Source organism: Psychrobacter piscatorii (genome assembly GCF_043641605.1).
GTDB classification, from domain to species: domain Bacteria; phylum Pseudomonadota; class Gammaproteobacteria; order Pseudomonadales; family Moraxellaceae; genus Psychrobacter; species Psychrobacter piscatorii_C.
Genome location: NZ_JBHZRK010000002.1, coordinates 74,503 through 89,806, shown reverse-complemented (window position 1 = coordinate 89,806; position 15,304 = coordinate 74,503). Strand labels below are relative to the sequence as shown.

Genomic DNA, 15,304 nt, shown 5'->3' with positions numbered 1-15,304 from the left:
CGTAAAGTTGAGGACGCTAAGGCGCATCGTAGTATCGTCAATATAATGACAAAGGCGCTGGTTGATGTTGCCTTCAGCATCTCTAATAAAACCGTATTTGATGAAGCAGGGCTACCTTTATATGAGTGCCTCACATCCAGTGGTCATTGGGCAGTGTCATTAGGGCAGAAGGTAAACCCAGTTCACTATGATTCTCAGGATTTGCTGATATTTGATAACGGTATACACGTGATATTGACTGCCAGTATGAGCCGTGAAAAATACGAGACCGACCAACAAAAGCAAATCAGAACTGCCGCTAGATTATATGACACTGATACTTTGCAAGCTCTTAAGACCGCGCATAAACAAGGTATGCTAGTAACACTTAATTTATTAGCTGATTATATAATTAAAGGCAATACGGATATGGGTTATGATTTAGAAGCCATACCCAAAAATTTAATGGATTATCATAGCGCAAGATATGAAGTGCTAAAGCTTATTAACCCATTTAATCCATCTGCCCACGCCAATAATTTACCACAGCAAAAAAGGTACGGTGGCAAAAATATATCTTTTACCTTTTATTTGACAGGGCTTATCAGAGAAAGTGCATTAAGCTTTTGGGTGGAAGATAGCCAGACAAGAGGCACTGAATGTCGTTTTTTAACCATTCAGCTTATCAGTATAGCTCGCAAACTCATAACACCACAATGTGAGCCCACTCTTTTAGTATGGTTGGAAGAAATAGAAAGCGCATTGATTGAGTTTTTTACGACCGTTCGCGTAAAACGTGTGACAAACAGTCTACCCCGAATGTATCTTCAAAAAGAGGCAGAGGTACTTGCTGCTTGTATAAAGCAAGAGCTATTACAACAAACTCTGAGTTTAAATGAATCTATGCCGATGCTAACAGCGTGCCCTATAGCGATATCTGATATCGTAACAAGGCTACCTAACCTAGAAAGTTCGGAAAATGAGTATATTGAGTTTTTATAATGAGCAATGATTTTGACTATATAACAGTAAATAAAGTGCTCATTCAAGGTGGTGGCATTATATGCTTGCAGTCTTACGAAAATGACGACATGCATATTATGCCCCCCGCCGCTATCAAAAAAGTCACTTTATATAGTGAGTATTCTCATAAAACTACCTTGCTTACCACAAACGTCACCTTAGCAGACATCACCGTATCCTCACTTGGCACAATTTGGGCAGTGGATATGATGGGACATCTATATAGCTCTCAATCTAAGTTAAGTGGTAGTGACTTGTATGAAAAGCTGGAAACCCAAGCGTACGCATTAAAATGGTCATATCAGAGAATAACAGAGCAAACGCCTGTTTGTATCATTGGTGAAGATAGTGACTTATGGATAGCAACTTTTGAGGGTACGTTGATTCATTATGATGGACGAGATTTTACTAGCTATACTGGTGTAAAGCGCCCCATCAGATTCAAAAAAGTAAATGGTGATTACTTCTTAATGGGGTATGGCTGCCAGCTGATGAAGTATGAAAATAAACAATGGCATGCTATGACATTTGACCCTTCAATCCCATCAGACATACCTATCAATGATATTACCTATGCTAATGGTCGACTGCTAGCGGTATCAAATTTAGGTTTGATATTACGCCAACAATCTAACAATACATTTGCAATCGCTATGAATATGCCACATATTCCTTGGTTTGGCTGTGACACCCTGAAGGACGAGGTATATTTGGCAGGAGGTAGCAAAGGTGCTTATGTATTGCCGGAACCAGAGAGTGATGATGTGTCCAAGGTTACCTTGATTAAACAAGGACACTTTGTGGCAGTTAAGGTCTTGGATAGAAAGGTGGTATTTTTGCAGGCAAACACCGCAAGCGCAAATTTTGTGTGCCATCTACCATCTGAACAGAGAGAATGGTTTCTAGTTAGCACTTAAATAAAGAAAATCACTAATCAAACAGGGTCAAGCTGAATGAAACTAAGGAGAGATAAGGTTGAAAGTGAGTTATGTCTAGTACATTGACACCTAGAGATAGTGCATTTTTTGAATGGTGCTATGATGCTGATGAATGTATTGAGCAGCTATCACTATTGACGCAAACGAAATATGCCGGTAATGATGCGGGGAATACTGACCTGTCTTATACTTCAGAAGATGTAGCTATACTTTCAGAATGGATCGCTTTATCGCTTGAAACTCAATCGGTTGCCTACTATCGAAATGAGTTCGAAGAAGTAAGCAAATTAATAAATGCTATATCATCTGCTGCTTTGTCACTTGCTGCTTCTTCAACCGCTCGTACTTACCTACAAGATTATCCTAAGCTGTTGAATACAGGAATGCGTGCGATATTAACGCAAACTCAACATAAAGTGGATCACAGTCGGTTGTTGGAATTATATCGTTTGCTACCCAAGATACCATGTGCCAAGACATTAGATATTTATATCATGTTCCAATGTTATTTTGGTTTTAGTCATACACTTAGCCGTTGGCAAAACGATTTTAATTATCATAAGCAGGAAAGTGGCTGGCACGATTACAATGCAGTGCAACTTGAAGTGGGTATAGTCTTTACCAGAGCACGTATTGATAAACAGCCTGCGCTGTTGACTAGATTAGATGAACAGTTTTCGGACTATATTTTAGCTTTAGAAGATACGCCATTAGCAGCTGAATGGTTTCCCTGGTTGTCCTGGTTTATCTCTCAAAACATGACAGCCTGATAGGTAGCACACTCAGGAAATCTTCTAATTATTTGACCTAAGAGTAAATTTTACTAACTAAAAGAGAAACGTTACTTTAATCAAAACCTCTTATCAGCTGTCCTAAATTAGTTGACTACTACAGTTAGAGCAACCTGTCATAGAAACTAGGCTACTCAAGGCAAATAAAGATAAAATTCGATTGGCTTGCATTAAAAACTTACCTAATATAATGAATAATAAGTAGTGAGACTCGATCTATTTTTGACATTATAATGGTTGATTTACTACTAAAATTAGCGCCCCGACTAACGGTAATTCTAGCCGAGTCTCTAAAACCGAGGTCTTCAGCTAAATCAGATAAAAATATGAAGTTTTTTTTGATAAGTTTTGATTATAGCAATAGAAAAAGACACTATTTTCTATTGCTCAGTTAGTTGTAGCTCTCTTCAAGTAAGTCTGATGAGTAATGATAATTCTTAAGTTCAAGCTCTTTACCTTTTTTATCAATAGTAATAGCCCTTACTTTTTCATTGTCAGCATTTTGATAGACTTCAATTATACCGTTTTCAAAGTAACCACTAATAATATCAGGTGAGTCGCCCATAGAGTCGATATAGACATGATCATATTTGGGTTCGATGACGCCATTGCTTGAGGTATTTATAAATTCCCACCTAGCGCTTTCGTAGTCCCCTTTAGCAACAGTAGCTTAGCTTTCACAGAAGTCCATAGCTTGATCCCAAACTGGCTCTACTCTTACTTTACATTTAGTATTAACACCGTTTCGTCTGAACTTACTGGGATAAACACCATCAAGCTTTCTTTACACTCACCTAGATGACTGTATTTGAGGATGATAGCGCTGTCACCATTGTGATTGATAGCGCGGTATTTATAATCTTTTAACACTGTAGCTAAACCGCCAGAGAAGTCCGAATCTGTCTCGTATCTAAAAGGAATCACTGTATTGCCTTCTTTATCCATATAACTCCATTCATCTTTTTTTGATACTGCCACCAATCTTTCAGAGAAGTCTCTAGCATCTAAGAACCAGCCATAACCTGCTGCGATATCTACTGGTATGACTGATTCGCCAAAGCTATTGACATAACCAATCATATAAGCGCCTTCAGAATTTGCATTTGAGTTGTTCTTAAGGTATGCCATTCCTTCATTAGAACAGCCGTAAAAGTCATATTTTGCTTTTACGGCTACGTTGCCTGCTTCATCCTTAAGGCCGTATTGTTCTGAGTACTCGCCATTGACTATAGTGTAGTGAACTAGATCAGCAGTAACTTCAGGCTTTGTCTCGTCTTCCAATATGGTTGCTGGCTCTACTAGTACTTTGGTTTATTCGATTACATTATTAGTGGTTACGATATTAGTTTCAGTAGCTGTAGCATCGTTGTTACTGCATCTACTGAGAGCAAAAGCTGTGATTATGAACAGCGTTAATAGTTTCGTTCGCAATATGCTAGTTATCCGCTCATTTCTCAAAAATAATTAAGAATATTAGCAATATTTTGTTTACTTTTATTCTAGAGGTTAGGCAAGTTGAGTTTTTTTAAAGTGTTTTGCATTAAATCATACAAGTGAGTATTTAAAAATTTGAATTAAACGAATGTCTTAATTTACATTTGCCACATACCACAAAAATGTCACTTCTGGAAAGCCATCCGACGAACGGTAGTTAAATAACTAAAATATTTAGCTACCGTTCGTCGGATGGCTAAAAAATAACACGTTTAGCTACTTATAATTTATAGACTAAAAACTATCCCAAGGATTGTTTGTGAACTTCCTACAAATTTTTTATCTAGCGCTGCCAATGACGGTATTGGCTAAAACTACTGTACAAGCCAAAAATGTTGGCCTTACGAATAACGTAGTATTGCTACCAATATATACAGAGCTGACTTTTGCCGTGTGTGTAGAGTAGCGTAGTAATCTCCTTTTAACTTATTAGAGAAACATTATTATGACCATCCAAACGGTATTTGCCCCTGACAATAACGTTCCTAAATTTGACTTAGGTAAACCAAGTGGGCTAACACAGCTGCTTACTAATAAAAAGTTTTGGATAGTCGTTGCTGTTTTATCTGCTCTATTTTTAATTATCGTAGGCAGCGTTGGGTGGCTGATCATTATATATATAATATTAGGCTTACTTGGCTTTATATATTCTACATTCAGCGCATTTTCTAAAGTTCTTACTATCGACCGTACAAAAAACAGTATTCCGCCTTATTTTCAGAATACTCATAACTATTTTAAGCGCCATTTAGTCCAAGAGCATAACTTCAATGTAGATTATGAGTCGGTAGGTATTTTAATTGACACGCAGGCTAGACGCATTGCCCTTACCCTTGACCCTAACACGAGTCCTCAAGTGCTTATCTGTAACTTTAATGACGTACAGCGTTGGCAAGCCTACTCTCAAGGGGTAGAAACTCAAAATCAATATGGCGCCACTCTAAGTTCCATGAGTAAGTACTACGTTAGCGTTTACATTAGAAATCCTGAGCAGCCTAGGTATGATTTCTTTACTATAGATAGTACAGATGCTGATCAATGGGTTGCAAGATTAGATGCATTATTAAATTAGTAGTGCATCTAATATAGAAATAAACTAAAATCGATTATTAAACAAATAATATAGGAATATGTACTATGAATAACAAAACATTTAGTCTAGGGATCATGCTAGGTTTATTGGTAAGTACGCCTGCTATGGCTGCTGATTATAATGGCTTCTTATCGCCAAGCTCTTTAGGTAAAGATGTTAAAGCTTTAAGTAGTCAATATAAGCTCGGTCTTAAAAAGCAGAGCTGGGGTGGCTATAGTAATAGCGAAGCCTATGACTGTATGTTAAACGTTGAAGTCAATAGTCAGGGTAAAATTAATAGTATTAGAGCCGAACCGAACAACGAAAAGTGTAGGTTTAAGACCGCGTCAAGTGGCGTAACTTACAACACCGAGTCTACGAAAATTATAGACATGCTCAATCAGGCTGATCTAGATAGCATTAAATTTCTACCTGGTTGTTTTAACTGTCCTTCCGGTCTTGAGCTTGCAGACAACCTTGTTATCAGTAGATCTCAGGACAATTACTATACTGAGTTTGAGATAGAAGGTTACAACAATGAGTACCTGAAGTTCATGGGTACCAAGCTCATTGGTGGTCTTAATCAAAATAACTACTACTCAATTATGGATAAGCTAGATGCTAAGCTTAATAGTGATTCCCCTGAATATAATCGTAAAGACCTTAAGCTAAAAGCTATAAAAAGTTATGATCTTCAGCAGCAGCCCTGGAGCTATTATAAGATTGGCTTAAAATAAATATTAATTGCCATACTATTTGAGAACTTATAAATAACAGCTAAAAGGATTTCTACTGATGATATTAAAAAAGATATCTAGTATACCCGTCAGAGCTATGACGTTGACACTTATAGTGAGCACGGCGTTAATAGGCTGCAGTGATATGAATACGTTTATGGATGATTTGCAGACGACGACTAGCTCGACAATGCCAAATCAAAATGCATCTAAAGTCAACAAAACATCGCCACCACCTACTGAAAAACTAGATCTAGTCGGATTGCTTAAATGGTTTGAAAATAGTTGCGGATTTAATGAGGTGGCTTATACTCCGGGTACTGAAGAGAATAAGAGACAGCAAGCTTTCAATACTTTTGAAGAGAGTTTTATGGGTAAGCGCTATCAGGAGAATGGTGATTATACGCCGTATGTTAAACCTGATTATCGTCAAAATTTACCTGCTTTACTGACTAATGTTATCAGAGACATATCAGTAGTCCAAGATGATGAGGGCATCCACTACTACGTGAATTTCAACAATGCAACTTATCGTGGGTATGATTTATCACGCTTAGAGCTATTTAATCGGCCAGAGTCTGACTATGTCTACAAATCATTATATTTCAAAAATAGTAACTTTATGGAACTAAAGCCAATTTTTAAAACCACTAGAGATGATCTAGACATCTCTCGAGGGGGTGAGTTTGATAGTAATAGTCGTTCGGTAATGTGTTACTTGGGGTTATAAGTTGATCTTATAGTTTTAAGAATAAAAAGGAGGTCGAAGAAATTACGTTTTCGTGCTCCTTTTTTAATAGATACGAAGAAAACAAGGAGGGTTTTATGTAGTGGCATAATTAAATCGTACCATGTTTAAGAGGTTATACTATCTTAGAGAGGATAATTAGTATGACTACCAAACGCAACCAACACACCCGAGAATTCAAATTAGAAGCTATCAGCTTAGTCGTTGATCATAAGCGCAAAGTTGTTGAGGTCGCAGAGTCGCTAGGAGTTGGCGTCTCGACCCTAGATAACTGGGTACGCAAGTATAAAAAAGAGAGACAAGATATTGGACCAACCGAAGGTCTAGCACTAACCGATGATCAGCGCTGCATTCAAGAGCTTGAACGAGAAGTTAGACAGCTTAAGATGGAGAAAGATATCCTAAAAAAGGCTTCCGCTCTGCTGGCATCGGACAGCCTGAACGTCTATCGCTAATAGAGCAAGATAAAAGCTTGAGCAAGCGCAAGCTATGCGACTTATTCGGTGTGGTTAGAAGCAGCTACTACTATGGCATACAAACTAAGCCGATAGATATAGAACACGTGAAATTAAAAGCCTTGATACGCCTGATATTCAACGACTCCAAGCAATCAGCTGGGACTCGTACTATTGTTGCCATCTTATGGAACGAGCACAGAATTAGGCTGACGCGCTACTTAGCAGGTAACCTTATGAAAAGCATGGGACTTAAAAGCTGTCAGGAAAAGACGCACAAGTACAAGCATGCTGATCAGATGCATAAAACACATGACAACCTCTTAGACCGAAACTTTAGACCAACGGCACCTAATCAAGTCTGGACGGGTGATGTGACCTATGTCCGTATCAAAAGCGGCTGGTGTTACCTAGCGGTAGTATTAGATTTGTTTGCACGGCGTGTGGTAGGCTTTAGTGTCTCAGACTCACCTGACAGTGTGCTGACTATTAAAGCACTACAGATGGCGTATCAGACGAGACTTAAACCCAGTGGCGTCTTGTTTCACTCAGATCAAGGAACGCATTACACTAGCAAGGCATACACTGAATCTGTGTCAAGTTGTGAGGGCATGAAGCAAAGTATGAGCCGAAAAGGTAATTGCTGGGACAACGCACCCACTGAGCGCTTCTTTAGAAGCTTTAAGACAGAATGGATGCCTAAGGGTGGCTATGAGGATATCTTTGAGGCTAAGAGTGCTATCACTGACTATATCTGGGGCTCCTATCAATCCGTAAGACCACATAGTTTTAATGATTATTTGCCACCAGCTGAAAAAGAAAGACGTTACTTTAATCAAATCCTCTTATCAGGTGTCTAAAATTAGTTGACCACTACACGGTAAACTCAGACAAGTTTTTTCTTACACCGTTGTAAGCTGGGTTTTCACCTGAGCAAGCATCTTCCATCCCGCCAAATAAGTAAACCATATCCTTGCTTGTAATAGTATTTGATGCTTTTGTGGCGGTGGTAGTCGTCTTGACATTGTTGGCAGAGCTTACTGCTTTATTTTTATTACCTAAGAAAGATTCATCAATACCTTTTTGTACACCTGTCGCAAAACTATCAACAAGACTTCAGGCTCCTTTCCCTACGGTTCTACCTATCGTTTTGCTTTCAGCACAGCCAGATAATGCTATAAAGCTGCTAATAACCAACACAGATAACGTATTTTTTGATTTCATCGTTCATTCCGTTAAGTTTAAAATTAAAAAGATATTAAAGATCAAAGGTGCAAGTAATATCATTATAGTCAGCATCTAAAGCCCTTAAGTCCATAAGGGCGCTACTATAATCGGACTCAAAGAACTTATCCAAGCTTTTGGCAATACCAACATCACTTGAGGTACCTGCATTGGCATGATCTATGATTGAGTAGATATAAAGCGGTTGATACCCTGGCTTTTGCCATTTATAAAATTGTTGTGAAAATAGCTCGTTTTCGCCTGTGTCGCAGTTCGATTTCACTCGGGTAAGCTCGCTGGCTCTAAATATGTCTTCGAGTTTATATACAGCGCTGCCAGTCTCATCTTCCATAACCGCTTGACCTGAACCAATAGTTATTATCTCTGGCTGCTTTTTGGTACCATAAACTACCATGCCACCATAATCGTCAAGACCTCCTCTAATAGAATAACTAGGATCCTCGGGTGAGTATTCGTTCTTGGTAGGCGTTTTGCTATACCACTCCTTAATATCAGGAGTATCTGCTAGCGAATCCCAACTCCAATCTGTATTAGATTTCAATGCTAAATAGTCAGTAACGTTAGCAAATCTAGGCGGGTTTTCGTCAATAGATTCGACAGTTTCTACTTCTTCAGTCTCTACTACAGGTTCAGCAATAGCCGTTGAATCAGTGGCGACTATTTCTGTAGGTGCTGTTTCTTCAGGAGTAGTGACCTCTGTCATTTCCTCTACTGAAGTGGTTTCAGAACATCCCGATATAGCCATTAAGCTACTTATTGCGAATATAGATAAAATATGATTGGCCTGCATGCAAAGTTCCTTAAAATTAAAAAGATGTTAAATAGTGATGCTAAAGACACAGATTGATAGAACTGGTTTGAGCTGCTAAAGCAGTATCAATCTATTGACAGGCTATCTTTTTATCTGATTTATTGATGCATATTTGTTTCTGATTGATGGTCGCAACTTGGGCTGTACCCTCATTAAAGATAAAATAAGTGGCCCCCATAAAGTTAGAACTATATCGTTCGACATTACTATCAGAGTATTTAAAAGGAATCACAGTTTTATTTGCACCATCAATAAACCCCCATTTACCATCTTTTAATACCCCGGCGAGACCTTCACTAAACGGACGTATTTCATCGTATACGAAAGGTACAGCGACTTTACCAGTTTTAGTAATATAGCCCCATTTCTTACCTTTTTTCATGCCAACTAAGCCTTGAGAAAAACCATAGACGCCGCCAAAATCACCATTTATACCGTCATACTGAGGCCTAATAACTTCCTTACCATCTTTGTCAATAAAGCCCCATTTATAAGACTTTGACATAACTGGTGCCATACCTTCACTAAATGACTCTATAGAAGGATATTTATTCGTGAAGGGCATGACAATTTTGTTTGATGTATCGATAATACCCAGTTTGCCGTTTTTAGAGACTAATATACGTCCGTCAGATACGGGCTCAGACCATGACTCATCGTATTTATCATTAGGGTCTTGCATAGTATCGTAGATGGTTGGTACCACAAGCTTACCTCGGGTATTCATATAGCCGACTTTGTCATTTTTCATCACTGCAAAGACGCCATTGCTAATACCGTAGTAGTCTACATCGTCATAGCCTTTTGAGCTTACTAGCGCTTTGCCTTGCTCATCTAATAAGGTTCTAACACTATAATCAGAGTTGTACCCGACAAAGTATTTGCTATCTGCGGTACAAGCAATTTCAGCATAATTTGTCTTAGGCGGTTTACAGTTATCTACGTAAGCCTGAGCGGGAAGAATATACGTAGCAAAGGTTAGTAGGGCAGCTAGGGGTAGCAAACGGGTAGGGGGTAAAGTCATGAATTGCATTCCTTGTAATTAAAGTTTTTGTTGGTCTCGATTTGTATTTGAAATTATATCGACTAATTTGGCGTCTAAATATCGATCCGACGAACGGTAGTTTCTAATAAAACCTTAGCAAATAAGGGCTTAAATCAGAAAAGGTTTAGATGGCTATTCCTATTGGATGAGAACAGAGCTCTAAACAACTAAATACTTTAGAGTTTTTCTTGTAGTCTAGTTATACATTGACTCTAGTACATCTAAGGTGCTCGCATAGTCTTTACGTTTCAGCTCTTTGCCATTCTTATCAATAGTAATAGCCGTTACTTGTCCATTTTCGCCCTCTTGATAAACATCTATAGTGCCATTCTCAAAATAGCCACCGATGACATCGGGAGAATCCCCACCTGGATCAACAAAGACGCCATCATATTTAGGTTCAATGATGACTTTGCCTAAGGTATCAACAAATCCCCACTTGGCATTTTCATAATCGCCTTTAGCAACAGCAGCTCGTCCTTCAGAGAAATACATTGTCTGATCCCAAATTGGGGCAACGACTTCTTTACCTTTCGTATTGATGAAACCTTGCTTATCTGAATTCATTGGACTGAAGGATGCTAGGCCTTCTTTAAAATCACCAAGGTGGCTGTATTTAAACTCAAGTACCGCTTTACCAGAACGATCAATCGCACCATATTTGTAGTCTTTGGATACTGTAGCAATACCATTAGCAAAGTCACTAGCGCTGTCAAATTCAAAGGGGATTACAGCTTTGCCTTCTTTATCCATATATCCCCATTGGTCTTTATTTAAAATAGCGACCAAGCCTTCGCTAAAGTTTCTAGTATCTAACATCCAGCCATAATCTGCTTCGATACTCACCGGAATCACAAGTTCACCTGAGCTATTAGTGTATCCAAGGTAATAGCCTCCGTCAGAGTCAGACTCTAGATTCTTTTTGAGTAGATAGGCCATGCCCTCATGAAACGTACCGCAGAAATCATATTCTGCTTTTACAACGATTTTACCTTCGTTGTTTTTGAACCCGCATTGTTCTGAGTACTCACCATTGGGGGCTACGTATTGAACCAGTTTAGAAACAGAGTCTGTGGTTGAAGTCTCTTCCGTTCCTGGTGTTACTTCTATATTTGGCTCTATATTTGATGCAGTTTCTACCTTGGTTGATTTGTTACTGATATCGTCGTTAGCATTTCTAGTACTTGGAACAGACTCGCTTTTACTACAACCAATAAATAAGAAACTTGTTATAACTGTTAAGGCAATCACCTTTTTTCGTAACATCCTAGTGGTCCTTTTTACTTTCTAATATTGTTTGTTCAAAACACAGTAATGATGTAGGAATATATATTTTAATAAACAAATTTTTAATGAAGATACGTCAGAAATTAGAATTTCTTGTTATATGTTTTAATGAGTACTGACCTAAAGTTCACAATTTAGACTTCTTTCTTCAGCGTTATAAGTAGCTCCACTATTGTACATACCTCCCATACCTTCGACTTTACGAGTTTTAAAGCTTGAGACAACTGCGGTAACGTTCGCAGATTGAGTAAAGACTAATTTCGCATGAGCGCCTTCAGTTTCCTCACGGTAGCCAATTTCTATAGCCTTTAAAGGTTGTTTTCTATAATAGGCATTCTTCAATGGCAGTGAGAAAGTTACATAGGATCCATCTGTACTTTTTATAACATTTTGAATCTGATCACGATATTCTGGTGACCATTGTGAATAAGGCTGGGCACGTGAGTTATCCATATCAACAACGGTATCTTTAAAAGCATAATAACGATCTGAAATTTTGTTATATGGTGCGACGCTACCTTGGCAAGCATCTTCCATCCAACCCATTAAAAAAATCATATCTGTCGGAGGAATTGAAGCAGCATTCTGATTTTGAGACTTTACTGAAGTAGATGTGTTTATACTGGTGTTAATATCTTTGACTATGGTAGAGACGCCTTGACCAACAGATGTACTAAAATCCTTTGTTAATGTGCTTACTTCAGCACAGCCAGATAAATTTGCTAAGGCTATTAAGCTGGCACTCAAAAGAAAAAATTTGTTCTGATACATAACATATATCCGATAAAATAAAAGGGTTACATATTAGCAACAATTTATTATATATACAAACATTAGTTCAATATGAAAATAAAGTTCATTTGAACGAAAACCTCAGCAAATGCAACCTAGAAAATAAATTTACAGGTAGTCAGATATACTAGCCTCTATGACAAACATATAGGTTTACCATCATGTCTTCTTCTCTTGACCATTGTCCTTTAAAAGAAACTCTTTCTATTGCACAGACCTGTGCAATTACCTTTCTAGGGAATGCTAGTAATAACCTGCAGCAAGACGCTTTTTTCTTTTTAAATAATTGGTATCAAGAAGACTTAGGGGTAATGGTAGTGACACCAGTTGCGGCGCCATTCTGTCTAGCAGTGTCTGATGGTGTCGCAAGCTCTAATCACTCGCAGTACTGCTCAAAGGCGGTGGTAAAAGTGATCAGACGGTTATGGAACGATCAGAAAAGTATTTCTTCAGACAGTATTCATCAGCTGATTAATCAAACCAAGCATTCATCTAAGCGTCATGGTGCGGCGGCAACCCTCGCGATGGTTACCTGTGAGTTAAAGGATGATGGAACCATAAAGGCAACGATAACCCATGTGGGCGACAGCCGCGTTTATCGGCTGTCCAAAGGCGCATCACAGTGGCAGTGCTTGACTCGCGACCATAATCTATTGAACGAACTCATTGATCAGCAAGCAAAAGAGCAGGGTCGCCAAGTGGAGTTTTCTGACTATAACCGAGAAGGTATGGCAGGGAGTTTATATAGCATTACTGAGTGCTTTGCCTTGACCACTGATGACAGTTATATCAGCAGTGAAGCACCAGAGAGCATCTCTCGAAGGATTAATGTTAATAGTGGCGACTGTCTCTTGGTTTGTACTGATGGTATTCATGACTTAGTACCGAGCCACGAATGGCAAACTGTTAGTGCGGAGACGGATTTAAGAGAATGGTTAATCACTCTTAAAAATCAGGTCTATGATTCCGATGGCAATGCTTATGACAATGGCACAGCGATTTTGGTTCGTTTTGATTGAGCCTGTATTTTAATAATGAGTTGATTATTTCATCAGTCTAATAGAGTAAATACTATGCCTACATATTCAATCGCCAGCTATAAAAAATCAGAACGCCTATTTGCTTTATATCAATGTTTGCCTCGTAGTGAAGCTGATGCTATGTCATTAACAGAGCTTATGGTTGGTTATGGTGATGATCCTGACAATTATATAAATGAGCGTAAAAAATTAGAGAACGATCTGATTGGCTTAAACCAAATCTTTAACGATATCTTCTATAGTGACGCCTTAGTCCGAGTGCCAGCATGGGGCAATAATATCAGTGGCAAGACAGCACGGTTTTATATTGAACCCAGCTTTAGCATCGATGTTATTAACGAGCAAACCGTGTTCTTTTGGGAGATGCTAGATAAATATACCGCAAACTACTTACCAGTATCTTTTAAACAAGAAATCACAGACAAGCTCACTCAATTACGTCGACAGGATAAAGACAAATTTCATCAAAGTCCGCTAGGACAATGGCAAGATCATCTCATCACCTTACCTAGTATCGTGCAAGCACCAAAGCTTGATAGTGAGGTGATTGGCAGTATTCATCAGGCTCTGCTACAGAATCGTCAATTACGAATAGGCTATCAAAATAAATGGGAAGAAAAACCAGTTCAAAGAGTGGTGTATCCCAAAGGACTGATCTTTATTGACAATATGATCTATCTCACAGGCTTTAATCCTGCTGATGATCATATCGATGATAATAAACTGCTAGAGGAGCATCGCAATTTTGCGTTCAATCGTATTACCGAGGCAGTAGCCATAGATAAGCCAATACCTGACTGGGTAGGGCGAGATGCTTTTTCGTTAAAGAGTTTGCATAAACTGGGTAGGTTAGAGCCGACCGACGATACCCAAATTAAATTGATTTTAAAGGTGCAAAGGTATGCCTGTCAGCATCTTTATGAACGACCATTATCGATAGATCAGCAAATTACTATTATCGATGACACTTGGAAACAAGTCAGCGCTACAGTTGCTAATACTACTCGTCTGCAGGATTGGCTGGTAAGTATGTCGCAATTGTCCGTCGTCATTGAACCATTAGAGCTAAAGGTAGTTATTCTTGAGCGCCTAGAAAGTGGGATGCAGCTTTATAACCGTAATTAATGATTTCACTTTAAAGAGGGGTTAGGTATGACAGTAGATAGTATTTTTAAAGATAAACAGACTATAAAAAACGATATCAACGAAGAACGTAGTAATGAGCTTCAGATAGAGCCCATACCTTTAACTGCTTTATATACGCCGCAGGCAGATAACTATCGTTTGTCTGAGGTTGGGTTTATTGTTATCGAAGATGGCTGGGATGAACAGTCATTGCTAAATCTACAACAACAAGTCGGTTGCACATTGTTTGCGCTACAAACCACCGATAAGCATATTGATAGATTCGAGGTTATAGACGGGATCATTATTTGCAAAGCGGATGAAGTCGAGCAGGTGATAAGCGTATTTGAATCGGTACTATCTGATCGGGATAAGGTTGGTATAGATGTCAATGATATCAAAAGATCCTGCGGGTCTGAAAAGACTGCTAAATTTATACAAGCTAGGGTAACGGGTGTGGCTGATTCAGGGCAAGTAAGGCATGCCGTTAATAAGCTACTCAATCAAATTCCTGAAGGTCTTAGTATAGAGTATATGATGCTTGATATTGAAAGCGATCATACACTATCTCTTGATGAGTTTTTTAGTATCACAACTGCTGTTGAAAGTCGGATTGCTGATGATTCAGAAGTGTTTTACAGCGATAGGATGATTGATAAACCTGACCATTGCTGGATGGGGGTGATATATGTGGCTGGTTAGCGTAGCAGGTAGGCAAACGC

Annotated in this window: 18 protein-coding genes; 12 read left to right on the top strand and 6 right to left on the bottom strand. The window is 38.7% G+C overall.

Annotated features, from left to right (window positions below; all coding sequences use genetic code 11):
• Window positions 1-246: 246 nt before the first annotated feature.
• The 3 genes from ACHUET_RS02810 to ACHUET_RS02800 all read left to right on the top strand — a co-directional run bounded on the left by ACHUET_RS02810 (window position 247) and on the right by ACHUET_RS02800 (window position 2,710).
• A complete protein-coding gene (locus ACHUET_RS02810) occupies window positions 247-981 on the top strand; it encodes a hypothetical protein (RefSeq protein WP_394210485.1) in 735 nt (244 codons plus the stop codon).
• Complete coding sequence (locus ACHUET_RS02805; RefSeq protein WP_394210483.1) at window positions 981-1,919, top strand: hypothetical protein; 939 nt, start codon at window positions 981-983, stop codon at window positions 1,917-1,919. The genes ACHUET_RS02810 and ACHUET_RS02805 overlap by 1 nt, the downstream gene beginning before the upstream one ends.
• 71 nt (window positions 1,920-1,990) lie before the next feature.
• Window positions 1,991-2,710 (top strand): hypothetical protein, encoded by a 720-nt coding sequence (locus ACHUET_RS02800; protein ID WP_394210481.1) that lies wholly within the window; start codon window positions 1,991-1,993, stop codon window positions 2,708-2,710.
• A 412-nt stretch (window positions 2,711-3,122) separates the two neighbouring features.
• Here ACHUET_RS02800 and ACHUET_RS02795 read toward each other — a convergent pair whose 3' ends face one another.
• Window positions 3,123-3,296: a hypothetical protein gene (locus tag ACHUET_RS02795; RefSeq protein WP_394210479.1), complete on the bottom strand. Its 174-nt coding sequence runs from the start codon at window positions 3,294-3,296 to the stop codon at window positions 3,123-3,125.
• Between the two features lie 152 nt (window positions 3,297-3,448).
• Window positions 3,449-4,012 carry a WG repeat-containing protein gene (locus ACHUET_RS02790; protein ID WP_394210477.1) on the bottom strand — a complete coding sequence of 188 codons (564 nt, stop codon included), beginning with the start codon at window positions 4,010-4,012 and terminating at the stop codon, window positions 3,449-3,451.
• Window positions 4,013-4,484: 472 nt separating this feature from the next.
• On the opposite strand from ACHUET_RS02790, the gene ACHUET_RS02785 reads away from it, so the two are divergent.
• The 6 genes from ACHUET_RS02785 (at window position 4,485) to ACHUET_RS02760 (ending at window position 8,097) form a co-directional block, all read left to right on the top strand.
• Window positions 4,485-4,631: a hypothetical protein gene (locus tag ACHUET_RS02785; RefSeq protein WP_394210475.1), complete on the top strand. Its 147-nt coding sequence runs from the start codon at window positions 4,485-4,487 to the stop codon at window positions 4,629-4,631.
• Window positions 4,632-4,670: 39 nt separating this feature from the next.
• Window positions 4,671-5,297 carry a hypothetical protein gene (locus ACHUET_RS02780; RefSeq protein WP_394210473.1) on the top strand — a complete coding sequence of 209 codons (627 nt, stop codon included), beginning with the start codon at window positions 4,671-4,673 and terminating at the stop codon, window positions 5,295-5,297.
• 65 nt (window positions 5,298-5,362) lie between these two features.
• The gene (locus ACHUET_RS02775; RefSeq protein WP_394210471.1) at window positions 5,363-6,034 is read left to right on the top strand and encodes a hypothetical protein; all 672 of its coding nucleotides are present in this window, start codon (window positions 5,363-5,365) and stop codon (window positions 6,032-6,034) included.
• Window positions 6,035-6,179: 145 nt separating this feature from the next.
• The gene (locus ACHUET_RS02770) at window positions 6,180-6,764 is read left to right on the top strand and encodes a hypothetical protein (RefSeq protein WP_394210469.1); all 585 of its coding nucleotides are present in this window, start codon (window positions 6,180-6,182) and stop codon (window positions 6,762-6,764) included.
• Between the two features lie 161 nt (window positions 6,765-6,925).
• Window positions 6,926-7,237 (top strand): transposase, encoded by a 312-nt coding sequence (locus ACHUET_RS02765; protein WP_394210468.1) that lies wholly within the window; start codon window positions 6,926-6,928, stop codon window positions 7,235-7,237.
• Between the two features lie 17 nt (window positions 7,238-7,254).
• Window positions 7,255-8,097 (top strand): IS3 family transposase, encoded by an 843-nt coding sequence (locus ACHUET_RS02760; protein WP_394210466.1) that lies wholly within the window; start codon window positions 7,255-7,257, stop codon window positions 8,095-8,097.
• A gap of 398 nt (window positions 8,098-8,495) precedes the next feature.
• Here ACHUET_RS02760 and ACHUET_RS02755 read toward each other — a convergent pair whose 3' ends face one another.
• The 4 genes from ACHUET_RS02755 to ACHUET_RS02740 form a co-directional block, all read right to left on the bottom strand.
• Window positions 8,496-9,272: a hypothetical protein gene (locus ACHUET_RS02755; RefSeq protein ID WP_394210464.1), complete on the bottom strand. Its 777-nt coding sequence runs from the start codon at window positions 9,270-9,272 to the stop codon at window positions 8,496-8,498.
• Between the two features lie 91 nt (window positions 9,273-9,363).
• Entirely contained in the window at window positions 9,364-10,317 is a 954-nt protein-coding gene (locus tag ACHUET_RS02750) for a WG repeat-containing protein (protein WP_394210462.1), read from the bottom strand.
• 216 nt (window positions 10,318-10,533) lie between these two features.
• A complete protein-coding gene (locus ACHUET_RS02745) occupies window positions 10,534-11,604 on the bottom strand; it encodes a WG repeat-containing protein (protein ID WP_394210460.1) in 1,071 nt (356 codons plus the stop codon).
• A gap of 141 nt (window positions 11,605-11,745) precedes the next feature.
• Complete coding sequence (locus ACHUET_RS02740) at window positions 11,746-12,396, bottom strand: hypothetical protein (RefSeq protein WP_394210458.1); 651 nt, start codon at window positions 12,394-12,396, stop codon at window positions 11,746-11,748.
• Between the two features lie 182 nt (window positions 12,397-12,578).
• On the opposite strand from ACHUET_RS02740, the gene ACHUET_RS02735 reads away from it, so the two are divergent.
• From ACHUET_RS02735 to ACHUET_RS02725, 3 genes are read left to right on the top strand one after another with little or no spacing between them, the layout of a single operon-like run.
• A complete protein-coding gene (locus tag ACHUET_RS02735; protein ID WP_394210456.1) occupies window positions 12,579-13,436 on the top strand; it encodes a PP2C family protein-serine/threonine phosphatase in 858 nt (285 codons plus the stop codon).
• Window positions 13,437-13,490: 54 nt separating this feature from the next.
• Window positions 13,491-14,582 carry a helix-turn-helix transcriptional regulator gene (locus ACHUET_RS02730; RefSeq protein WP_394210454.1) on the top strand — a complete coding sequence of 364 codons (1,092 nt, stop codon included), beginning with the start codon at window positions 13,491-13,493 and terminating at the stop codon, window positions 14,580-14,582.
• A gap of 27 nt (window positions 14,583-14,609) precedes the next feature.
• Window positions 14,610-15,284: a hypothetical protein gene (locus ACHUET_RS02725; protein ID WP_394210452.1), complete on the top strand. Its 675-nt coding sequence runs from the start codon at window positions 14,610-14,612 to the stop codon at window positions 15,282-15,284.
• The last annotated feature ends 20 nt before the right edge of the window (window positions 15,285-15,304 follow it).